The organism is Paenibacillus sp. MAH-35 (assembly GCF_058135425.1).
This window is the reverse complement of the sequence record NZ_JBYUPU010000072.1, coordinates 1-21,776: the sequence shown is the minus strand read 5'-3', so window position 1 is coordinate 21,776 and position 21,776 is coordinate 1. Positions and strand designations below refer to the sequence as shown.

General features: G+C 55.4%; 12 protein-coding genes and 1 pseudogene. 4 read left to right on the top strand and 9 right to left on the bottom strand.

The window, feature by feature from the left end:
* Positions 1-341 precede the first annotated feature (341 nt).
* Complete coding sequence (locus AC3Y2E_RS33760; protein WP_379217683.1) at positions 342-1,655, bottom strand: ABC transporter substrate-binding protein; 1,314 nt, start codon at positions 1,653-1,655, stop codon at positions 342-344.
* A 526-nt stretch (positions 1,656-2,181) separates the two neighbouring features.
* Between AC3Y2E_RS33760 and AC3Y2E_RS33755 the strand changes: the two genes are divergently transcribed.
* Complete coding sequence (locus AC3Y2E_RS33755) at positions 2,182-3,054, top strand: helix-turn-helix domain-containing protein (protein WP_379217681.1); 873 nt, start codon at positions 2,182-2,184, stop codon at positions 3,052-3,054.
* A gap of 9 nt (positions 3,055-3,063) precedes the next feature.
* Here the strand turns inward: AC3Y2E_RS33755 and AC3Y2E_RS33750 are convergent, their stop codons facing one another.
* Complete coding sequence (locus tag AC3Y2E_RS33750; protein WP_379217679.1) at positions 3,064-4,080, bottom strand: LacI family DNA-binding transcriptional regulator; 1,017 nt, start codon at positions 4,078-4,080, stop codon at positions 3,064-3,066.
* Between the two features lie 113 nt (positions 4,081-4,193).
* Between AC3Y2E_RS33750 and AC3Y2E_RS33745 the strand changes: the two genes are divergently transcribed.
* Positions 4,194-5,579, top strand: coding sequence for an FAD-dependent oxidoreductase (locus tag AC3Y2E_RS33745; protein WP_379217677.1), 1,386 nt, complete (start codon positions 4,194-4,196; stop codon positions 5,577-5,579).
* A gap of 430 nt (positions 5,580-6,009) precedes the next feature.
* Here the strand turns inward: AC3Y2E_RS33745 and AC3Y2E_RS33740 are convergent, their stop codons facing one another.
* The 7 genes from AC3Y2E_RS33740 to AC3Y2E_RS33710 all read right to left on the bottom strand — a co-directional run bounded on the left by AC3Y2E_RS33740 (position 6,010) and on the right by AC3Y2E_RS33710 (position 20,368).
* Positions 6,010-11,880, bottom strand: a complete 5,871-nt coding sequence (locus AC3Y2E_RS33740) for a hemoblobin-interacting domain-containing protein (RefSeq protein WP_379217675.1) — start codon at positions 11,878-11,880, stop codon at positions 6,010-6,012.
* Between the two features lie 64 nt (positions 11,881-11,944).
* Complete coding sequence (locus AC3Y2E_RS33735; protein WP_379217672.1) at positions 11,945-13,246, bottom strand: ABC transporter substrate-binding protein; 1,302 nt, start codon at positions 13,244-13,246, stop codon at positions 11,945-11,947.
* A gap of 32 nt (positions 13,247-13,278) precedes the next feature.
* Positions 13,279-14,277: a Gfo/Idh/MocA family protein gene (locus AC3Y2E_RS33730; protein ID WP_379217670.1), complete on the bottom strand. Its 999-nt coding sequence runs from the start codon at positions 14,275-14,277 to the stop codon at positions 13,279-13,281.
* Positions 14,274-15,668, bottom strand: coding sequence for an extracellular solute-binding protein (locus AC3Y2E_RS33725; protein ID WP_379217668.1), 1,395 nt, complete (start codon positions 15,666-15,668; stop codon positions 14,274-14,276). Before AC3Y2E_RS33725 ends, AC3Y2E_RS33730 begins: the two co-directional genes overlap by 4 nt.
* Before the next feature lie 327 nt (positions 15,669-15,995).
* Complete coding sequence (locus AC3Y2E_RS33720) at positions 15,996-17,906, bottom strand: hypothetical protein (protein ID WP_379217666.1); 1,911 nt, start codon at positions 17,904-17,906, stop codon at positions 15,996-15,998.
* 30 nt (positions 17,907-17,936) lie between these two features.
* Positions 17,937-19,283, bottom strand: coding sequence for an ABC transporter substrate-binding protein (locus tag AC3Y2E_RS33715; RefSeq protein ID WP_379217664.1), 1,347 nt, complete (start codon positions 19,281-19,283; stop codon positions 17,937-17,939).
* 41 nt (positions 19,284-19,324) lie between these two features.
* Positions 19,325-20,368: a Gfo/Idh/MocA family protein gene (locus AC3Y2E_RS33710; RefSeq protein WP_379217662.1), complete on the bottom strand. Its 1,044-nt coding sequence runs from the start codon at positions 20,366-20,368 to the stop codon at positions 19,325-19,327.
* 169 nt (positions 20,369-20,537) lie between these two features.
* Between AC3Y2E_RS33710 and AC3Y2E_RS33705 the strand changes: the two genes are divergently transcribed.
* A complete protein-coding gene (locus tag AC3Y2E_RS33705) occupies positions 20,538-21,446 on the top strand; it encodes a helix-turn-helix domain-containing protein (protein WP_379217660.1) in 909 nt (302 codons plus the stop codon).
* An 87-nt stretch (positions 21,447-21,533) separates the two neighbouring features.
* Positions 21,534-21,776 (top strand): annotated as a pseudogene (locus AC3Y2E_RS33700) (phytanoyl-CoA dioxygenase family protein); the annotation flags it as partial.

The following is a 21,776-nucleotide window of genomic DNA, read 5'->3' as shown; positions in this document are numbered from 1 at the left end:
TGTTGTTCACCTATAGAAACCTTGACATTAAAGGGAATGTTGTAATAGTCACCTAAACATGTATCGGATAGTTAACGTGGCATAAGCCACGCCCTATCCGATGTTTTCTAACTCATGACTGAAGTCACGAGTTTGCGAAAACTATGCATCAATTTCCGCCCCGCAAGCGAAGCGGATATCCCGTGGATGCGTTTGACACAGATATAAATGCAGTCGCTCCATATAAAAAAAGCCCCGAAGGGCTTCATCTTAAGCAAACACCGTAGGGGGCCAGTTTGCTCCATTCTTTTTTATTTAATGCCTTATTGGACAGCCCCATGTCTTTCAGGGGGACTAGTTCGTTACTTTTTCATCTGAATCGCTTCGGCGATCTTTTTGGTCGCTTGCTCTTCGGCGGTCCGCAGAGCCGAGTTCAGATCGGTTTCTCCGGCGATGACGGATAGGACGGCGTTGTTCATCGCGCTTGTCGCGTTCGAATCAAACACGCCGGCGCGGGCTGGCGCAGCAGGCTTTAGTGCAGCGATCGCGCTGACGTTTTTCCCTTTCCACTGCGCTACGTTGCGGCCGAACGCCTCTTTCACCGCCTGGCTCTTCAGCGGCGTAATCGCGGCAAAGTCGGAGGTGATCGCCGTTTGCGCTTCATCGGTCAAAAGCTGAACGATGCTTTGGAACGCTTCATCCCGATGCTGGCTGGTCGGAGCTACCGTAATAATGACCGGGTATGGCTGCGAGCCGACGCCCGGCAAGCTTTTCAACTCTGGCAGGCTGACCGCGTCCCAGTTCATATTTTCCTCAGGCTTCGGAGCGTCGGAGTTCATCGCCAGGAACATGGCGCTTGTCTTCTCTTTGACGAAGACATTCCGCGCTTCATTCATAAGCTTGGCGTCATAGCCCGGCGCTTTATACAACGGCAGCAGCGTGTTAATCCACGATTTCCACGGGTCGGTCTGCAAGACGGCTTTCTCGCCCTTCTCGTCGGTATACGGAATTGAGAGCGGATTACCGACAAGCAAAGGGTTCGGGTGGGCGACAAATCCGCGGTACTGCACGCCGCCATCGATTCGCGTCAGCTTCGTCGCAACCTCCGTCACTTCTTCCCAAGTCATATGATTTTTCAAATATGGAACGCCGAATTTATCGAAAATATCTTTATTGTAATACAGCGTCAGCCGCAAATCGTACAAAGGCAAGCCGTTCTGGTTTTTCCCGTCCACCTTCGCCGCTTCTATATAAGAAGGCTCCAGTCGGCTGAGATCGAACTTGTGCTTCGCGATCAGATCCGAGATATCGCCGCCGTACAGGTCGAGCAGGCTGGCACGGTAATTGTTAACGGAGGAAATGATCAGATCGACTTTGCGCTGCTCGATCACGAGATTTTGCACATTGTTTCCGACGCTCTCCACCACTTCAAACTCATAATGGGGATATTTTTTCTGAATCTGACTGCCGTATCGGGTCATAAACCATTCCATGTTGCCTCCCTGAGGCGTGATGACGAGCAGCTTGACCGGCTTCGCCGGTTCCGCAGGCTTATTGCTGCCCGGTGTGGCAGCCCCTTCTGTATTCGAGCCGCTTTCCTTCCCGCCGCCGCATCCGGCAGTCAGCATAACGATGGCCATTGCAGCAACTAACCCTGCACTTTTCCATTTTTTCATATAGACCCACCCCATTGAATAAATTGGATTGCCCTGAAGCGTCAAATCGAGCTGCAATTCCTCCCGACAGAATTTGGCAGCGCTTACATCAAGAAAAGAAACAAATCCTTGACATGTTGTCGCTGTATAGTACCCTCTTCGCCCAGCAGCTTGCATGCTCAAATTCAGCTCTGTACGACGTTTTCTTTTGAAAGCACAAAAGCCGAATCACGCACCTACAAATCTCTCCACCTCCAAAAACTACCGGTCTTCACTTTGTTTGTCATGAGTATGCTCCCTTCGTTGCCCATTTGGCTTATCACCCACTCAAGCGCTCATCGTGTCGCAAAGCCATTATCACATATGGAACTTTGGACAAAAAGCACGGATTGTGCAGTCGAGTACACATATCCTCTACTCTTTTGAAACGCTGTAAGATTCGTATTGACTGCGACCCAATACCCCCTATAATGGTAGCATGACACCGCGTAGTACAGCCTCTTTTCGAAGAGGTATCAGGTGAATATCGGTAAAGGAAGGGACTCGTATGCAAGGTTCGCCAGATGCTTTCCGTCTCGTTCATTTGCTCACGACACTGAGGCTGTCCGAATTCGAATGTGGCACTTCCACGCTAGGCACGTATCACGGCAAAAGCTACTACACGTCCATTCGCGTCCAGCCGTGGGCGCTGCTGACTCAAATTACCGACGGGCCTGTACAAATTACGCTCCAGCATGAAACGTTTATCGTGAATCCGGGGCAAGCGCTGTATATACCGGCCAATCAGCCTTACACGTTGCAACTGATCGACCGCGACGTCGTCTCGCACTGGCTTAATTTCAATTTCACTGTATTTGAACATTTTCCGCTGCTCGATCTGTTCGACGTTCCTTATGTATCACCCGTATCCATTGGAAACGAGGTAAGTAGGCTGCAGACGCAAGTTTACGAACTCGTTCATGCAGAGCAGCCTGATCCCGGCGAGCTTCTGCGCACAGCGAGCCTTGTGAATCGGCTCATGTACGTTGTGCTGGAGCTGGTCATGTCTTTTTCCCGCTACAAATCCGGGGGCATTGAGAAAATCAGTAAACTTCAGCGTTTCCAGCCGGTGCTCGATTATATCGAAAGCCATCTGAGTGAAAAAATAACCATATCCCAGTTAGCCGGTCTGATGTTCATCTCTACATCGCATTTTCATAAAGAGTTCCAAGAGGCGTTCGGCGTTTCACCGTTGCAATATATTCAATCGCAACGATACAAGAAAGCGCAATCGTTGCTGGCTACTTCCGATTTGACGATCCATGAAATCGCAAATCGGGTCGGCTATGAACAGCCATTTCCCTTTACCCGCTTTTTCAAATCACTGTACGGCGCAAGCCCCGGCCATTACAGAAAAATGATGACCGAGTGGTTTCACTAAAATGTTCCGTCATTGGACGCTTCCATTAGGCAACGAACGGACGGTTTCGCTCGCGAAAAATTTGCCTGCGACCCGCGTATGCTCAACAGGCTCATTCGGATGAGCAATCCGCCACAGCATGCGGTCTGCCGCGCGATAGGCCGTTTCCTTGATCATGAGCAGCGATCGCGTCAATCCCGGTAGATCGGGCATCCCTTCATTCACCAGGCCGACGAGAGAGCAGCCAGCCGGAATCGCCACTCCCTTGCGGTGTAACGCGCGGTACACCGGACCGCAATCCTCATCGATGCCAACGACAACCGCTGTTGGCTTATACGTTTCATAATCGTTGTCGAACGACTCCACTGTCGTATGCTGCGCCTCCACTTCATGCCCTTCCACCCAATCCCGGTATGCCTGCCAGCGCAGGACGTAGCCCCGCTGGGAATGGGTATCGCCGACATACAACAGACGGCGATGCCCGCAGCGGATCAAGGCATCAGCCAGTTGACAGACCGCCTCGCAAACGTCCCAGACGACGCTGTCCACCTGCGTTAACGGCTTGGCGTAATTGATCAGCACTTTGGCGATCGGCAGCGCCAGCAGCTGTGATTCCATGCGGCCGGAGATGAGCCGCGGCGCAATGAACAATCCGTCCGCATGCAGCAGATGATGCTCGTCCACCCACACCTCAAACGCTTTCTGCGATAAATCCTCATCAAGTACAAAGCTGTCCAGATGGTGATCGTACTGGCTGAAGCGCTCCCTCAGTCCATCCAGCAGCAGCCGGTTGTAGTTCATCGACTCCCGCGACTGCACGAGAATAAACCGCAGCCGGAAGATCGGATACGGCGCAATCCCTTGCCGCGCCATCTCGCGCGCCTGCTGGGGGTACAAGTACCCGCAGCGGTAAGCCGCGCGGATGACGGCGCTCCGTGTTTCCTCCGACATCCCCGGCATACCGCGCAGCGCTTTCGAAACGGTCTGTACGGACAGCCCCAGCTCTTTAGACAAATCAGCAAGCGTAACAGGCTTGCGTCGTTTCATGTTCCGTCCCCTCCCGCACCCATTACTGCCTATATTAAACGAAAGTAACACTAGGATGAAAGGGAAAATGAACTCTATAATCATGGTAAACGCAGATGGAAAGAAGGTATCCTATGAGCACACAACCCCCTCAGTTGCTGGAAACCGATATTGTTATATGCGGCGGCGGCCCCGCTGGCATTAATGCCGCGCTGGCCGCGGGCAGAAGCGGCGCGAAAACGCTGTTGATCGAGCGTTACGGCTTTCTGGGCGGTATGTCGACGATCGCGCTTGTTTATCCGTGGATGACGTTTCATACCGAGAGCGGCAAGCAGGTGATCGCCGGAATTGCGCAGGAAATCATTGACAGGCTGCAGGCGGAGGGCGCATCGCCCGGCCATGTCCGGGATACGGTCGGTTTCGTCAACACGATTACGCCGTATGATCCGGAGGTATATAAAATCCTCGTGTTCGATATGCTGCGCGAATCCGGTGTAACCGTTCTGCTGCACAGCTTTGTGGACGATGTGACGGTAAACGGCGATCAGATTGGTTCTCTGTCCATTACGACCAAATCGGGGCGTATTACGATTCGGGCCAGGCATTTTATCGACGCAAGCGGCGACGCCGATGTGGCCCATCTGTCCGGTGCGCCATGCCTGCAAGGACGCGACGGAGATAAGCTGACTCAGCCGATGACCATGAAGTTCCGCATGCGCGGCGTCGATCTGGGGCGGGTTAAGCAATATATGATCGATCATCCCGACGAGTTTTACAAAAAAACTCCCGTGGACGAGCTGCCGCATCTGCCGTTGTCCGGCGTGCTTGGCTTTTACAAACATTGGAAGGCGGCCAATCTGCCCATCAACCGCGATCAGATTTTGTTTTTTACCGGGCCGGGAGAGGACGAGGTGCTGGTTAATACGACGCGCGTGCAGGGGCTTGACGGCACCAATGTCGCCGATCTGACGGAAGCGGAAGTGCTTGGACGCAAGCAGGTGCGAATGGTGGCCGACTTTATGATCCGTCAGCTGCCCGGTTTCGAGCGGGCTTCGCTCAGCTCCGTCGGCACCCAGATCGGCATCCGGGAATCACGCAGAATCGACGGACAGTATGTACTGCAGGCGGAGGATGTGATTAGCGGCAGACGCTTCGACGACTGTATCGCCAGAAGCGGCTACCCGATCGATATTCATGATCCGTCCGGCAAGGGCGTCACAGCCGCATGGGTGCAAGGCGACGGCGCCTACGACATCCCCTACCGCTGTCTGCTGCCCAAGCAAATAACCAATCTGCTTGTCGCCGGCCGCTGCATCTCCACCTCCCATGAGGCGCTCGCCACCACCAGACTGACCCCCAGCTGTATGGCGACGGGGCAAGCCGCAGGTACGGCAGCGGGACTTGCTGTCAAGCATCATTGCCAGCCTGGCGACATCGCGGTTTGCGAGCTCCAGAGCGAGCTGCGGAAGGGCGGCGCCCTGCTGAGCAGCGAAGAAACGGTAAAGCAGCGTCAGGCTTAGCGAAAAGAGTACACCCTCCATCAATGGGCTGAAATAAGGGGTGCAAACCGCCTCTATTCGCCGCTGTCGTCCCCATATGCCGAAAATAGAGAATGCAAAAGACCCTTATTTTGTAATAGAGCTACCTCGTGATTGAAGTAGGCGCTCATGTTTGGTAATAGAAAGCTCGTGTGCAATTCGTTTCGGTGCGGCCAAAAACGGTCTGCTCGCAACAATGAGGGTAGCGAGCTTTATTTGGAGTCAATCAGGTACGGAATCATTGGAAGTCCATACAAAAAACAAGCTGATACCGGGTTTTGGATACCAGCATCAGCTTGTGAGTATGTTGACGATATCGGGCATAGTTCACGACCAACCTGTCATTCTTTAAGCTTTCCTTTGCTGTGATCTGCATCATCTGCCGCTTGCGGGTTCGATGACTCAAGCAACATTAATATCCAAATAAACGCAAGCCGTCGAAGCGTACGAAGCCGCCCGTGGAAGACGGATGCCTCTCTCCCTTGACCACAACGGTCAGCACATGGACGCCGGGCGGCAAAGCGCCCGTATCGTAGAGCGTCGCCTGATACTGCGAAACACCCGGGCGGTACGTATCGACGGTCTGTACAAGCTGGCCGTCGATATACAGGTCCGCCATGCCCCCGTTCGAAGAGAACATGCCGACCCATTCGGCGCGCGTGCCGTAAAATGGAAGATCGACCGACGCGCCGGCCTGGTTGGCCAGATACAAGCTGCCGCCCGCATAGTTGGCCGACGTGTACTTCGTCCATGCCCCCAGATACGCGATGACCGGGTCCGGATCGTCCAGCAGGGCGAGATCGCGGCTTATGATCGTAACCGGTTTAGGCGCGGATACGTTTCCTGACGTATCAACCGCATACACGTTGTACAGTCCGGCAGCGAATCCGTAAGTATCCAGCGTAACGGTAATACCGGCCGTGGCGGTTGCCGCAGCGCCGCCGGGAGCGGCGGCCGCCTCAGCCAGCTCGGCAGCCGTTTCCCCCGTGCCTGAGGGAACAAGATACAGATGCCCGTTCTTCGAGGAAGCGGCCTGCACCGGATCACCGGTCGCGGCATATTGCACAGAAGCGCCCGTGATCTGCGGCGGCGACGTGTCGATCACCGTCACGGTCGTCCCGGCCGTCTGCGCCCTCTCCACCTTGAGCAGAGCGGACATGGCGCTATTGCCCGAAGGGGATGCCTTCACCCGGTAATACCCCGCCGGTACGTTCGCGATCGAGAACGATCCTGCTTCGTCTGTCACCGTTTCGGACCGCGCAGACGGGCCGATCAGCCGGACCGGCACTCCGGCGAGCGGATTACCATACGGATCGTATACGGCCCCAGTAACGGTGCCGCTACGGATAAGCTCCGGGTGTGCCCTATAAATATCCAGCGTGTAATTGGACGTTTCGCCGTTCGGAGCATAAACGGCCACGGCAACCGAATTTTTGCCGGCATGCAGATCGATCGGCGCCGCCATGCCGGTACCGTACACGTGTCCGGCTACGTTGAGTACCGCGTCCGGCCGATACGTAACCGCGGTTACGCTCACTTCCTCCACGTCCGGGCCGACAGCGGCCACGTACGCAGAGCGTTGAGGCGCGAAAGCCGGATACAACAAGCCCGGATCAACGGTAAGAGCGGTTAGCGCGGCGTTTGATGTGACGAACTGCTCGATCGCCGCATGGCGGTAGCCCGCCGATTGGACGACGATCCAGTAACGGCCCGGTTCCGTCAACACGCCCGGCGCGATTGTCAGCCCGCCTGCTGTCAGCGCATAAGCCGAGGGCGGCAGCGGCGTTCCGTTCACGGTCAACCCGGATACGTCTGCCCTCCAGTCCGGATCGTCCGTGAATGTGAACGCCGCCTCCTCTCCGGTGTAGACCGGGTATCCGGCGGCATGCAGACCGGGCGGCTCGTTCATCCGTTCGCTCAGAAGGAGCTGAATCAGCCCGAACCGGTAGCCGTAGGCTGCGGAAGCTTTTCCGTCGTTTGTCAGCTCCAGGCTATGCGAGCCGGGTGTCAAGGCAATCGTACCCAGCGGCTCGAACTCTGTTCCGATGACGGAGGGCTGGCTGAAGAAATCGTAGGTCAGCTGGTCCGCTCCGTCTATGCCGATGCGGTATTTGCCGAAGCCGCCGCCTTTGTACGTTTTAATTCCGACATCGTAATCGGCCGTTGCCGTTCCCGGCGTTTCGAAGCCGAAGCGGATATGTTGTCCGGCATCTGCGGCCTCGAAGCGAACCATATTATACTGGGGAAAATATTGGGTCGCCGCGGTTTGCTCCAGGATCGGCAGATCGACGGCGTCGAATTGCCGGAAGAGCCGGGCCTGGCCCGACATCATAACGGAGGCGGTTGCCGTTCCGCCGTTGGCGCTCGCTTCCGCCGTGATCGTTGCGGTTCCCTCCCCGACCGCCGTCACGTTGCCCTCCTCGTCCACGTTTAATATGCCCGGGTTGCTGCTGGCAAACGAGACCTGCGACCGGGACAGAGGGATCGCGGAGCCGTCGACGGACGCGCCGTTTGCGGCTATCCGAACCGTTTCTCCTTGCAGCAAGTGACGCTTGGCCGCATCAAGCGTGACGGACCGCAGCGCTTCGTTATCTTCGATCTCTAAGTTGGCGATCGCGAACGTGTGTATGCCGGTCCACCGTTTGCCCGGAAAATACGCCATCTCCGAACTGCCGTCGCCGTTCATCTCGAATCCCGGATCTTGGTCAGCAAGCTCGATCGCCGTTGAACCCGATTCGGTCCGAATGTCCTTGATGCGATAGCCGCCCGCGGACCCGTCCGGATGGGAGACGATCACATAACGGTTCCGCAGCGCCGCCGCTTGCTCCGGAGCGACCGGGGTGCCGGTCACAAAACCGTTGTAGCCGTCGCCATTGTCGAGCCGCTTCACGGAGGCGATCGTTCCCGTTACCGGCCCGCTTCCGGTCAGTTCCCGTTCTCCTTTTTTCAGCAAAGTGCCCCCGACCAGCACCATTTTCGTAATAACGCCGTTCACTGTCCGGATCATCCCCATCTCGCCGCGCATCGTCACATCTCCGACAACAAGCGCTTCTGCCGGGTGCCGCGGCGAGCTGAGAATGAGATCGGTCGTGTCGCCGTAGCTCACCTGAACGGCAACCGCGCCCTCCGGCGCCGCATCCGGCTCCAGCCGATCTACCGCTTCGATGACCGGACCCGCCGTTCCGCTGTACGGCTCCATCGCCGTAACAAACGTACTGGTCAAGTCGGTTCCTTCGCGCCGCAGCACCAGCTTCGGCATGTCGTGCTTGACCGCTTCGTCGTTCGTATCCAGCGCTCTGCCGGAAACCCGGGTCGAGCGAAGGGAAGGAGAACGTCCGAGATACAGCTCGTTGTCCCCATCCTCCAGCAGCCCGGTGATGCGCAGCTTCGCTTGCTCGGCTCCGCTGTCGTAGGTGACCAGCGTAACCGTGTACCGGTCGTCCTGCAGCTCCGCGCGCTGAACGTCCTTCACATAAATGTAGGCGGGATAATGCCCCTCCGCCGTACCGCTTTGCTGGAACGTCTCGGCCTCCGCCGCCTCCGTCCCCGGCGGCAGCAGCCGCGGACCGTACGGCTCAAGCGGCAGATCGGTGCGGAACACCGCATCGCGGTTGGCGTCGCCCTGCAGCGTATACTCGTGGCGGCCGCCGCCGGATACCCGGAAGATGTCCAGCACATAGCCTTCACTGCCGTTACCGCCGCCGAAAGGAACGAACCAGGGCTCCCTGCTGTATTCGTCCGTTTCCGGATACGCATTCGTTTCGCTGGCCCGGATCGCCTGAAACGGACCTCCGTTCGGGACGAACGCCTCGATCGTTCCGCCGTGCTTCGCCTCGCCCGCCGTCGTCATATTTTTGCCGTTTACGACTACCGTATTATGCCCGAGCGTGGACAGGGTAAAGTAGCGATACTTCGTATACGTGTAGCCGAAATCCGGCAGCAGTTCCTGCCCTTGCGCGTACAAATTCAGATTCAGCGGATCGTAGTGGGTATGGCCGTACTTGGGACTGAACTGCAAATAAAGCTGGGTCTGGCTCTCCCCTTCTCCGGACGCCAATTTACCGATTCCGGCCGCCGGCAGCAGCAGCGATCCCGATGTAACGTCCGGCGCTTCCGCACGTTGATTGGCCCACGTATCCTGGATCGGGAGAACATGGCCGTTCGGGTACGCGAGCAAGTTCGGCAGCTCCTTCGCCTTCTCCGTAATGGGGTATTCCGCAGTCATCTGCAGGTTATCGTAACGGACGCCGGAACGCGGCGACTCGTAGCCGGGCGGATCGCTCCAGCCTTCCAGCTGTTTCACCGCCCCGAGCACCCCTTCCGTGGACTGGATATGGTAAGACAGGGTCACCTCGTTCCAGAATCCGTCGGCCAAAAACTGCTTGTCGACGTATTCGCGAATCCATTCCACCGTTTTGTGAATATAGTCCGGTTGTCCGAGCGCCTTGCCCGCATCGATCAGCCCGCGCCACGCGCTCGCGTTCATGTTGCCGAGCCGCTTCGTGTAGCCAAGCACGAAATCGGCGGAAGGCACCAGCATCGACTCCACCAGCTTCGCCTCGACGTCTTCCCCGACCTCTTGGCTGAGCACCTCCAGCGCATCGGTTTTCCTTACTGTCTCAAATGCGCGCAGCAGCGGCTGCAGGCTGGTCAAATCGGAAATGTACCAGCGGTTCCACATCCCTCCCCAGTAGTTGAACGGAGGACCGGCCGTCCAGTTGATCGGGTACGTATGCCAGTTGTAATCCGTTACCGGCACATAGCCTTCATAACGCTCGGCGAACCGGTACAGCAGCCTGGCCGCTCCGAGCGGATCTGTTTTGGAAACGTTTTCCGTTTCCTGAACGACGTAGTTTTTTTGCAGGTACCACAGATGGGCGGAAAGAAAATACCGCCTTCCCTCGTTATCCTCGTAATACGGATATTCCATCGTCTGCCCCAGCTTGTTGACCGCCGTTTGCGTATACGCCTCCGGGTATGCCGAATTCGGATAAACCGTGCCCGTTTTTTTGGAAACGAGACTTTTGCGGTCGGCGGACAAGCTGTACAAATCGTCCGGATTCAGCTCCGGCATCTCCGGCAGTCCGGCGAAACGGAAGCCGATCTTGTCCGGAACGAGCTCCAGCAGTGTCTCCACCCGCTGCGATGCGGGAGCGGGTGTTACCGGGGTACGGGCTGCGGGCGGAAATTGAGCCGCCCCTGCTATGCCGGCACGAATGAGCTCATCGCGGTCGAAGCTGAACACCGTAAATAACTCGTACGCCGGAACGCCGCCGTAGGCGTGCAGCCGCAGCTCGTAATGCCCGTCTTCCAGCACAGGAGGATGCTCGAAGATCAGCGACGTCCGTCCCCCGGCCGCCGTCTTCGCTGCCTGCTGCAGCTGCTCCCAGTCGCCTGTCGGCCCTTTCCAAGCGAGGACGTACGAGGCCGGCTCGGGAGAAGGCGTCTTGAACTCCAGCTCTTTCCGCGCGAAGTCCAGATAACGCAGCTCCGGTTCTTCCGGCGTCCACGTTTCACCCGCCGGCGGACGGTCGAAGTACACGCTGCCGAGCCGGCCTTGATCGACCGTGTTGACCGGCACGGTAACCGAACCGCCCGTATCCCAGAAGCTTGAGGTCCGGATCGGCACCCATGAAGCAAGCGTTTTCGTATTGAGACGGTGCAGGTGCATAATGTTCATCCGCCATTCGTCCCCCGGAGCGGGCGCCGCCGTGCCGAACGCGCTCCACGGAATGGCCGCCTCCAGCTGGAACTGTCCGCCGGACTCCGACGTTTCCACTGTAAACGACGTGATTGAAATGCGATTGCGGTTGCTCTGGTCGCCGAGCAGGTCCGGGTTCCAATCCGTATTCATCGGCTTCGCTGGCGGAGTAACGGGGATCGTCGCCACATAATGCCGGTCGCCGTGCGTATCCGGGCTTATGATGATAGCGACTTCCGCGAGCGCTTCTTTCTCCGCTTGTGCCAATGAGCCGGTCACGTACAGACCTGCATCGTCGTAAGCGATTTTATAGACCGGACTATCAACTGCCGCCTCGTTGTGGTAAGCGGTCCGGAAGTCATCCAGAACCGCCGCCTGCACCCAGACGGCTTCGTCGGCGATTCCGTCTATGACGGGAGCCTGATTCCGCTTCGGGACAACCGTCCATTTGTTCGTATACATCCGCACCAGCTCCCCTTCCTCCGTAACGCCGGGCCCCTCCAACGCACCGGCGGGACCTGCGGCCGGACAGAGAGCAGCCAGCAGCGAGACGATCACGATCCAGGAACTCGCTTTCCTCATACATCGGTCCTCCTTCATTCGTTGACCAAGATGTTCCGTTTTGTCTCCATCCGGTAAGTCCGGTCTACTTTGCCTTCTCCTGCTGAATGACCTTCAACGCCTCTTCCTCCATCATCCGAAGCGCCGTGTTCAGATCGGCTTTGCCGGCCATGTATTCGTTTGCAAACTTCTCGTTAATTGTTAAAATTTTTGGCTCGTACGGCGCTTTTTCCGGGAACGGAGCGAACTTGTTGTGGATGATCGCCGACCAGTTTTTGTCCTTCGAGGTCGCTTCCGAGCCGAAATGTTTCAGAATAGCGTCCGTCTGCTTGGATACGAGCTTCCCGCGTCTCGACATCTCGCCCATATATTCGTCGGACAGCAAGTAAGCGATTACATCCATCGCCGCTTCCTTGTTCCGCGAGATCGCCGGAACGGCCCACAGCGTCGCGTTCATCGGCGTCCCCACATTCGGCATACCGGGGAACGACGGCATGGCGACCATATCCCAGTCCATCTTCTCCAGGTTGGAGCCCGGCATTGCAGCGGTGTTGGAATTAAAGATCATCATACCCACGGTGCCTGTGTAAAAGGCGCTGTTCCCTTGCGAGAACGTCTGTCCCGCGGCCTGGTACGCCTGGGTTAAGACCGGCTCGCCATAAATCGTCTGGAAGAACGTACGCCATCTCTCATCCTTGTTCATCGTCGGCGTGCCGGTCTTCGGATCGACAAACGGCAAGCCCATCTGATTCCAGTTCAGCAGCAGTTGGGTGTGGCCGCTCAGCCCGATATAAGACTTCCCGTCCTCGGTGCGGGTCAGCTTTTTGGCCAGCTCCATCATTTCCGACCACGTCATGCCGTTTTTCGGATAGGGAACGCCGAACCGGTCGAACACCGTCTTGTTGTAAAACACCACGAGGTTGTTCCCGTTCCCTGGAAGCGCATACAATTTGCCGTCAGACAGCTTCCTCACATAATCGACGAGGCCCTTCTCATAGTCGGCCGGATTGATTTTGTACGTTTTGACCAGTTCAGTCATGTCATACTGCAGCTTGTTGGCGATATATTCCTCGGCAAATCCGCCGGCGGCTTTGCCGTACAGATCGATCGGCGTTCCGTTCGTAAGCAGTTCCGGGATGGAGTTTCCTTTCGTTGACTGGTTAATATGGCGTATCGTGTAGTTCGGGAATTTTTTGCCGAGCTTCTCCAGGAGCGCTTCGTTAAAATCGGCGTCAGGTGTAACGACGACAAGCTCCACCGGTTCCTTCGGCTGGGGCTTAACCGGATCGCCCGCGGGGGCGCTCTCCCCCGTTCCTTCCTTCGATCCGCATGCAGCGGCAGTCAACAGCGTCAGCACGGATAACGATTTGATCCATTTTATGTTCATTTGAAACAATCTCCCCTTTTGGTCTATAGTGCTTAACCTGAGATCCGCTCGGCCTGCGGCACTTCGATCATCCGGCCGCACTCGTGCGAACGATACATACTTTCCACGACGGCTATGACGCCGCGGGCGTAATCCAGCGAGCATTCCGGCTCGCGGCCGCTCCGGATCATCTCCAGAAAATCGCCGTATTGCCGGGCGAACGAAGATTCACCTGCGCCGATATCCGCCTGCTCGTAGGTTCCTCCCCTGCTGACGGACAGTTTACATCCCCCTTCGACGCGGATCATACCGCTGGTAAAGATCAGCTCCAGCTCATTGCGGGGAGCGCCGATATAGCCGGATTGCGAGATCGTGATCGGCACGCCGTCCGCGTTCTCCGCATAGACGAGCCCGCTGCCCTCCACATCGCCGCGATTGCCGTAAAAGGTAAGCGACGCCTTCACCTTGCAGATCGGCCTGCCTGTAATCCATTGAATCCGGTCGACGGAATGCGAGCCGAGATTCATCATGCGTCCGCCGCCCGCCAGCGCTTTCCGGAAAAACCAATCCGGCCGGTCCGCCGCAAAATAGTTTCCGTGCCGCGTATCGTTAATCATCACGAGCGTGCCCAGCGCCCCGCTGCGCACCAGTTCCCTGGCCGCCCGGTTCGCCGCCATGTAGTGCTGCGTATGGCCGACCATCGCCTTGACTCCGCACCGGCGCACCGCATCGATGATCTCGTCGCACTCGTTCAGACCAATTGCCATCGGCTTCTCGATCATCAGATGACAGCCGTGCTCGGCGCAGAAAATCGCCGCCTCCCGGTGCAAATAATGCGGCAGCGCAATAATCGCGGCATCCGGCTTCTCCTTGCGGATCATCTCCCGGTAATCGGCGTAACAGCCCAACTGATCGGGCTGACCCAGCTCTCGGGCCCGCTCCTCATTCACATCCGCGATCGCGACAAGCGCAAAATCGGGAATCGCCTGTATTCCGCGGATATGGCTGTCGGCAATGCGTCCCGCTCCGATAACCGCTGTCCGGTATCTCATCGTTCCACTTCCCTGCCTTCTTCGTCTGTCATGTTCGGATTCGCGTCGAAACGAATCGATTCCAATCTGGCGCACAGCTCCTCCTCGTCAATCAGATCGGCCCAGTACGCCTTGATTTGGTTAAATAAAACCGGAAAAGCCGTCGCCGGCACATTCAAATCGTGATGCGTACGCAAGGAAAACATCATTTCGCGAAACATCGGATAACGCTCCGGTCGGTGAATCGCATCGTCCGTTATGCGCACGGGCAACAGGCGGCTGCTCGGAATGCTCATCGTCTGCTTCTGAATAAACCGCTGCGCGATCGGGGATGTGAAGAAGCTTGCCAGCAAGCGAGCCTCTTCCGGATAACGGGTTCCCGTGCTTACGCCGGCTCCCAGACATATCGAAAGTGTTCTGGGTGAATCGAGACGGGGCACAGGCGTTATGTCGTAGTCCAGCTCCGTCCGTTTCCAGCGGTTCAATCCGAGGTAGGTCGTCAAAATCATTGAAATTTTGCCTTCCGAGAACATTTGGCTGATGTCGTAGTTATTCTGGGATAAATAAAGCGGGAACGCCTTCCGGTTCTGGATCAGATTGCGGCACAGCCGAATTCCTTCCATCAGCGCCGTACCTCGAATCGGCTTCAGCCGCGGACCATCCCATTCAAACCGTCCCCCGCCAAGCAGCAAAAACAGCGGCCAGCGGTTCATATCCGGCACATGGAAACAAAATCCGTAACGGCCTTTCACCTCGGACAGCTTCTCCGCGCTCCCGGCCAGATCGTCCCACGTCCACCCGCCGTCGGGGATCGGCAGTCCGCATTCGCGAAAATGCGCTTTGTTGTAGCAAAGCACTACCGGAGAAAACACGATCGGCTGCATATAAAGCCGGCCGCGCACCAGAAACGGTTTGAACAAACCGTGATAAATATCCGGCTGAGCATCCAGCGGCTCCAGTGCGGGGAGCCCCTCCGTTTCGACCAGACGCCGAAACTGATAATTGTCCAGGGTGATGACGTCCCCTTCGGTCGATTCGGCCGTAGCGATCTTGTAGTCCGCCCTGATCCACGGATATTGCTTGTGAAACTCGTCGAGCAGCCGCGATAGCTCCAGATTGCGCACCGTTACGTCACTGCAGGACACCGTCAGCGAAACAGGCTCGCCCTTCGTGCGCTTGATGCGAACCCTGTTGCCGACCCGGGGAATTTTTTCAATCAACGCCTCCTCCACCAGCTGATCCAGTCCTTTGCGAACCGATACGTTGCCCAGCCCGAAACGCGCCGCCAACATTTTTTCCGACGGCAAATACTCCCCGGCCGCGTAGTGGCCTCTGACGATTTCGCTGCGCAAGGTATTGACCATATCCTCCAGCTGCTTCTGGAATTGCTCGCTCGTCGGCCTGCCCTTCATCGCCCAACTCTCCCATACGTGAATGGAATGGCACATCTTCTCCGTTTACTTTACAAACGTTTAAATCGGTTTCTGGTTTTTAAATTTGATAACCAGTTATTTATTTTTATGCAAATAACCCGGGTTAATTTAGTTATATAACGCATTTGATCGTTGTGTCAACCGATTTTAAAAACCACAATAAATATTTATAGAAACCAGAACACCACGTTTTCTCTGGACCCTATGAATGGGGATATGGAGGATTGAAACAACAAAAAAGGCTGCCGATCCATGTCAGCAGCCTTTTTCCAACGATCGAACGCCCCGGCGCCCTTTCGCTTTTATTTACTTCCTGTACCTGATCTGCACCATATATCGTCCGGACGCCGTGCCGGCCGTGTGCCTGATGACCAGGCGCCCAGCCCCGCCTAATATCAACTGATTGCTGATCGGGACGGCGGCTCTCTCTCCGACAAACGTAAGCGATTCGATCGCAGTGTTTGCGTTATATTGGCTATTGCTCGTATATCCCACCGACATCGATGCATCCGGTGCTCCGTCCACGAGAAATACAGTAACCTCCTCCAACATTCCGCCTTCAGGGCCGACAAAATCGAAATCGATGATTTTAGTAGCTTCGGTGCCGTCTATTACACGCGAGGTCCACTCCTGAAGCCGGCCATACGTTTTGAACGTGACCGGACTCCCGTCCGTCAGGTCCTTCGTGTTCGTAAAATCCATGTAATTGCTGCCAAACAAGTAACCGAGAAGCCCGGCATTCATTCCCGCAGCCACTTCATAGTCGATTCCGTTAGACAGATCGTTTCGCTGAACATGATTATCCTTTAACGTTCCAGCCACTGCGTATCTGTACGTGGCCTGCGCGTTGTAGCCGAAGCGGATGGTCGGGATGTTATTGGCGCCCTTAATCAGCGAATTATTCCGGACGCTCCAGCCGTTAACGGAGCCAAGCTCGATTCCCACTATGTAAGCGGTCTCATTTCCGTAGCAGCTTAAAAAGTTGCCTTCAATCTCAACACCGAACACATAGGCCGCCATGCCCACAGAAATCGGTAAGGCGCACCGCTCGAAGTAATTGCCGACGATCCGAATCCCGTGACAATTGCCGACCTCTTGGATAAACTCGGCTTCTTGAGCGGACAGGCCGCCGATCCGGTAACACGGAAGACCGACAACCTCGTGCACGCCGCCTTGAATCGTGATGGACTGGCTTTTGGAAATATCGATGGCGCCGCCAATGGAAGAGCCTGCAACGTAGTTGCTTCCTTTAAAGTCGATCGCGTTGCAATTGTCATAGAGCTGCACCACCCAGCCCGCATAATTGCTGGCGCCGATCAGATTGTTGTCGAACGTTCCCCGATACGAATATCGCATCGGAAGGGTTGGAGCGTGACTGGAGCGCAAGCAGCATTCCCGATAGGTGAAATTGCTCGCGTAATGGTGAATGACCGCAGGTGCGTGATCTCCGATGACGTGCATCCGATAAAAGGTCAGGCCGCGCCTCTGCTGTGCGGATGCGGGAGGCATGGACGGATAGGACGTTCCTGCCGGCAGCGTAGTGAACGGCGCTACTCCGGGATCGCCTTTAACCCCTTTGGCTGTGTCGGCAGACAAATTCCAATCCTGCCACTTGCATTCGCCCTCCAGCTGCTGGAGTGGACGTACGATTACTGACTGCGAAACGCGCCACTGCACCGGAGCCTCCGGAAAAAATACGTTCAACGAAAAATCGACGGCGCCTTGAATGGCCGGGTAATCGTCTGTAACCCCATCGCCTGCGGCCCCAAACCAGGCAATATTAACCTTCGCGTTAAACGCTGCAGCTTGCCCGTACTGACGAATCCACGCCCCGCTTGCGCCTGACGTATCGCTATTGGGGGCGACATAAACCCCATATTGCGGGTCGCCGGCTACCTTCGCGGACAGATTCTCCGTGGAAAAATAAAACAAGCCCGCCCGTCCAGTCTTCATCACCGCCACCGCTTGCCCGTCCTGCATGCCGTTCAGCGCCCTCAGCTCCGCAATGTCTGAAACATACTTCACAAATGGAGGCGAGCCCGACGCCTCTGATTCGATCAACAAGGACGCTCCGCCGAACGATTGCGCCGCCATCATGACCCCCGTCGCCCCAAGAGCGGTCAACACGTTTCTTCGACTAAACTTCCGGAAGGCACTCCGGTCTTTAAGAACCGGAGCATCGCTTCCACCCTTCGTTTTCCCCTGATTGTTTGCCATTTGTAACGCCTCCTTCGCCTGTTAGAGTTGTTACTTGGATTGTTGGGACTGCAACTGCTGGATCGCTTTGTCAGACGCTTCTTCCGCCTCCCGCAAAGCGGTATTGATATCTTTTTCACCCGTTACGACAGACAGGAACGCCTTGTTAAGCTCGCCTTCGATGATCGTTTTGAACTCCGCTTTGGTAGCCGGAGCCGGAGCCGCTGGCGTTTGAGCCGTAAAGGCACGAATGTTTTTCCCCTTCCACATCCCGGCGTCTCCGAAGGAGGCTTTCGCTGTCGGGTCCTGTAGCGGACTGAACACACCATACTTCGCAGACCGGTCGATCTGGACTTCACCGGAGAGCAGCGCGCTGATCGCCAGAAAAGCGGCATCCTTATGTTTGCTCGTGGACGAGAGACCCAGATACACCGGATACGGTTGAGCTCCGACTCCGCGCAGGCTGCTCATCTCGGGCAGACTGGCTACGTCCCAATTGAGATGAAGCGAGGGAAGGTTGAAGATACCGTACGAGTTAAAGGCGAGCAGCATGGCGGCAGTGCCTTGCTCGAACATTTTGAGCTGAGCGCCCCCGGCCATTATTTCTCGTGTCGGTTCATAGTTCGGAGTTGTAAACAAAGGGACGATCGTTTCAAAATAGCGCTTCCACGATTCCGTATAAATCCCCGCTTTATCCGGTTTTTTCGGATCGACATACCCTAGCGAGCTCTGGTTGATCGCCAGACCTCCTCCAGCGGCGGCCGTTACGAGTCCGCGGTAAGTGACTCCGCCGTCTACCCGGGTCAGCTGCTTGGCAGTGACGAGCAGTTCCTCCCAGGTGACTCCGTCTTTGGGATAAGGGATGCCAAATTTATCGAATACGTCTTTGTTGTAATAAAGCCCCAACCTCAGATCGTATACGGGCAGCAGCGGCAGTTTGCCGTCAAAAGAATGATGCACCAGGTCTATATACGGCTTCTCGATCGTACCGAGATCCATCTTATACTGCTTGACCAGGTCGCTCATATCTCCCACCAGATCCCGGTCCTTGTACAGAAGAAAGCTGGCAAACGAACCGAACAGGATATCCGCCGGCTGTTTCGTGAGAATGAAATTGTCGACGGAATTTTCCCCGGTTGCATTAATAAATTTGAGTGAAATATGCGGGTGCTTTTTCTGCACATATGCCGTCCATTGCGCCGCGATCTCCTGCTCCGTTCCAGACAACGGGGATAACGCGTAAAAGACGAGCTCAACAGGATCAGCTTGCGCAGACTGGGGCTTCGCCTCCGGTTGCGGACCCTCTTTCGGACTGCCGCACCCCGCCAACAATCCTGATAAAATCGCTGTACAACTGATCATCGCAACCATTTTTTGCCGAGCCGCTCGTGGCATCATGCCGTCCCCCTCTTTTCCATGTGTTATTCCCTTCAGACGATTCAATATGCATTCAGACCCAGACCTCTTAAGTCCGCTACCGTATGATTTTTCTCCGCTTCATATAGACGCCAGATCACGCGCAATCCTTGCAGGCTGGATGGTCCGTCGGTCATCGGACGTTTATTGTTCAGGATACATTCCAGGAAGTGGCGCGTTTCATGCTGGGTGAGCTTGCCGCTGCTGGAATCTTCATATAGAACTGTGATTTTCGAATCCGTGTCCAGGTTTGATTTCTCTTCCTTGATGCTGTGGTGCAAGTAAACTTTACCATCGGACCGTTTGTATTCGATCATGCCGTGCGTGCAATGAATGTGCAAGCTCCAACCGAGCCGCGTTCCCCGGGCTCCCCAAGTTCCCATATGATACCCCGTCGCCCCGCTGGCGAACTCGATCACGACATTGCTCGTCCCTTCCTTTTCCATCCAAGGCGTCCCCAGATTCGTTCCCATGTGAGTGCCGCGGATCGGATCGCCGAGCAGCCACATCATCAGATCCACATAGTGGCAGCCGTGACTGAAAAACTGTCCGCCGCCCAGCCGTTTGGCCGATGCCGCCCAGTGGTCTTCCGGAAATTTCGTATATTGCTCCGTCCAGATCGACAACTGGAAAGGTTCTCCGTACGTTTTGTTGTCGATCCATTCCTTAATCTTGACAATCGCCGGCCAATAACGTACCGGATAAGCGGTCATCAGCACCCGATTATTGCGTTCAGCCGTTTCAATTAGCTGGGTGCATTCTTCTTCGGTATTGCAGAGCGGCTTCTCCATCAGCACGTGCTTTCCTGCTTGCAAGAAATACATGCCTACCGGAAAGTGAAGATCGTGCGGCAAGGAAATGAGCACCGCATCCACTTCATCAATCAATTGCTCGTAATCCGCCACAGCCGTCCGGATTCCGAATCGGGCGGCCGCCTGCTCGGCCCGTTCCAAGATGATATCGCATACCGCAGTTAATTCCATCACATCGCTTAATTCGGTCAGCCCCCCAAAGTGTGATCCGGCTATGTTTCCGCAGCCTATAACCCCTAATCTGATTTTGCTCATGACGTCTTCTCTCCCCCACCGTATCGTTGAAAATAAGGGAATGATACACCTCTGCGCATGATGAATTCAAAGTGTTCATTCTTATTTGCTATAATAAGAGATACGGGATGAAAAGGCTTTATCTGCTTAGGCATATAATTTGCATGATTGGATGGGGGCCGGACACAACATGGTGTATCAACGGTATCTCTTGAAGGAAGAATTGGAGATTCGTAAATTGATAACGTTTTACTACAAGGAACTGCCAAGCCATTATGACAGTCCGGGCGAAAAACATGATTTTTGGGAACTGGTCTACGTAGATACGGGAGAAATCGAGATCGTGACCGATTTGCGTACCTGCCAGCTGAAGCAGGGCGAGATTGTGTTTTATAAACCGAATGAATTTCATGGCGGCAAAGCTTTGCACGGTACGGCACCTAATCTGATCATTATCACCTTCGAATGCTCCGCCCCGTGTATGGAATTTTTTTCGGGCAATTCCTTTCGGCTGCGCGATGAGGAGCGGTACATTTTAACGAAATTAGTGAGAGAAGGAAAGTCGTCGTTCGATCCGCCCATCCATTCTCCTTCGATGCAATACCCTTTTCGTCGTTTGGATGCGCCTTTTGGCAGCGATCAGCTGATTCGCAATTATTTGGAAATATTATTGATTGAGTTAATCCGATCCGGAAATCCGGCTCATCGTACGAACATCGTGTCTACTGCTGCTATTGAGCATAGCGCTCAGGAATTGGCGGAGCAAATCATTCAATATATGATTGAGCATCTTTCGGACACGCTCTCGATCGACCACTTATGTACCCATTTTGCCATCAGCCGCACGAAATTAAAGATGATTATCAAGGCGAAGACGAACATGGGGGTAAGGGAGTTCTTCAATCAGTTGAAAATTGAGCAAGCCAAGCAATTGATCCGGGGGGAAAGAAAAAACTTTTCGGAAATTGCTGAAAGGCTCGGGTATTGCAGTGTGCATCATTTTTCGCGGCAATTTAAACATACTACCGGGATGACGCCTACAGAATATACACGGTCGGTCAAAGCGAGATCTGACGACAACCATCTGAAGATACGCTAACTTTTCCGGATGGAAAGATGAGCGTCTGCCTCACCTGATTTGCTACAGTAGTGTTGTACCTATAATCGATTGGTGGAGGCGTTGTTCATGCAACACAAAGAAAGCTTGCTATCTTCGGAGGATGCGGCCTATTATAATCAAAACGGTTATTTTCTTTACAAAAAGCCGCTTTTTTCTGAACAAAAGTTGAATCTCTTGACGAACATTTTCGAAGAGCATCTGGAGCTGAAAGGTGCAAAACTGTCGGATGAGCTGGATACCCCCCACTTTCGTGACGAGCGGCTGCTCGAGTTTTTGCTGGCGGACGAGGTGCTGGATCTGGTAGAACCG

Bases quoted from the DNA above. Each gene is read 5' to 3' on its own strand.
- AC3Y2E_RS33760 (WP_379217683.1), bottom strand. From the start codon at position 1,655: ATGAAAAAATGGAAAAGTGCAGGGTTAGTTGCTGCAATGGCCATCGTT.
- AC3Y2E_RS33755 (WP_379217681.1), top strand. From the start codon at position 2,182: ATGCAAGGTTCGCCAGATGCTTTCCGTCTCGTTCATTTGCTCACGACA.
- AC3Y2E_RS33750 (WP_379217679.1), bottom strand. From the start codon at position 4,080: ATGAAACGACGCAAGCCTGTTACGCTTGCTGATTTGTCTAAAGAGCTG.
- AC3Y2E_RS33745 (WP_379217677.1), top strand. From the start codon at position 4,194: ATGAGCACACAACCCCCTCAGTTGCTGGAAACCGATATTGTTATATGC.
- AC3Y2E_RS33740 (WP_379217675.1), bottom strand. From the start codon at position 11,880: ATGAGGAAAGCGAGTTCCTGGATCGTGATCGTCTCGCTGCTGGCTGCT.
- AC3Y2E_RS33735 (WP_379217672.1), bottom strand. From the start codon at position 13,246: ATGAACATAAAATGGATCAAATCGTTATCCGTGCTGACGCTGTTGACT.
- AC3Y2E_RS33730 (WP_379217670.1), bottom strand. From the start codon at position 14,277: ATGAGATACCGGACAGCGGTTATCGGAGCGGGACGCATTGCCGACAGC.
- AC3Y2E_RS33725 (WP_379217668.1), bottom strand. From the start codon at position 15,668: ATGAAGGGCAGGCCGACGAGCGAGCAATTCCAGAAGCAGCTGGAGGAT.
- AC3Y2E_RS33720 (WP_379217666.1), bottom strand. From the start codon at position 17,906: ATGGCAAACAATCAGGGGAAAACGAAGGGTGGAAGCGATGCTCCGGTT.
- AC3Y2E_RS33715 (WP_379217664.1), bottom strand. From the start codon at position 19,283: ATGATGCCACGAGCGGCTCGGCAAAAAATGGTTGCGATGATCAGTTGT.
- AC3Y2E_RS33710 (WP_379217662.1), bottom strand. From the start codon at position 20,368: ATGAGCAAAATCAGATTAGGGGTTATAGGCTGCGGAAACATAGCCGGA.
- AC3Y2E_RS33705 (WP_379217660.1), top strand. From the start codon at position 20,538: ATGGTGTATCAACGGTATCTCTTGAAGGAAGAATTGGAGATTCGTAAA.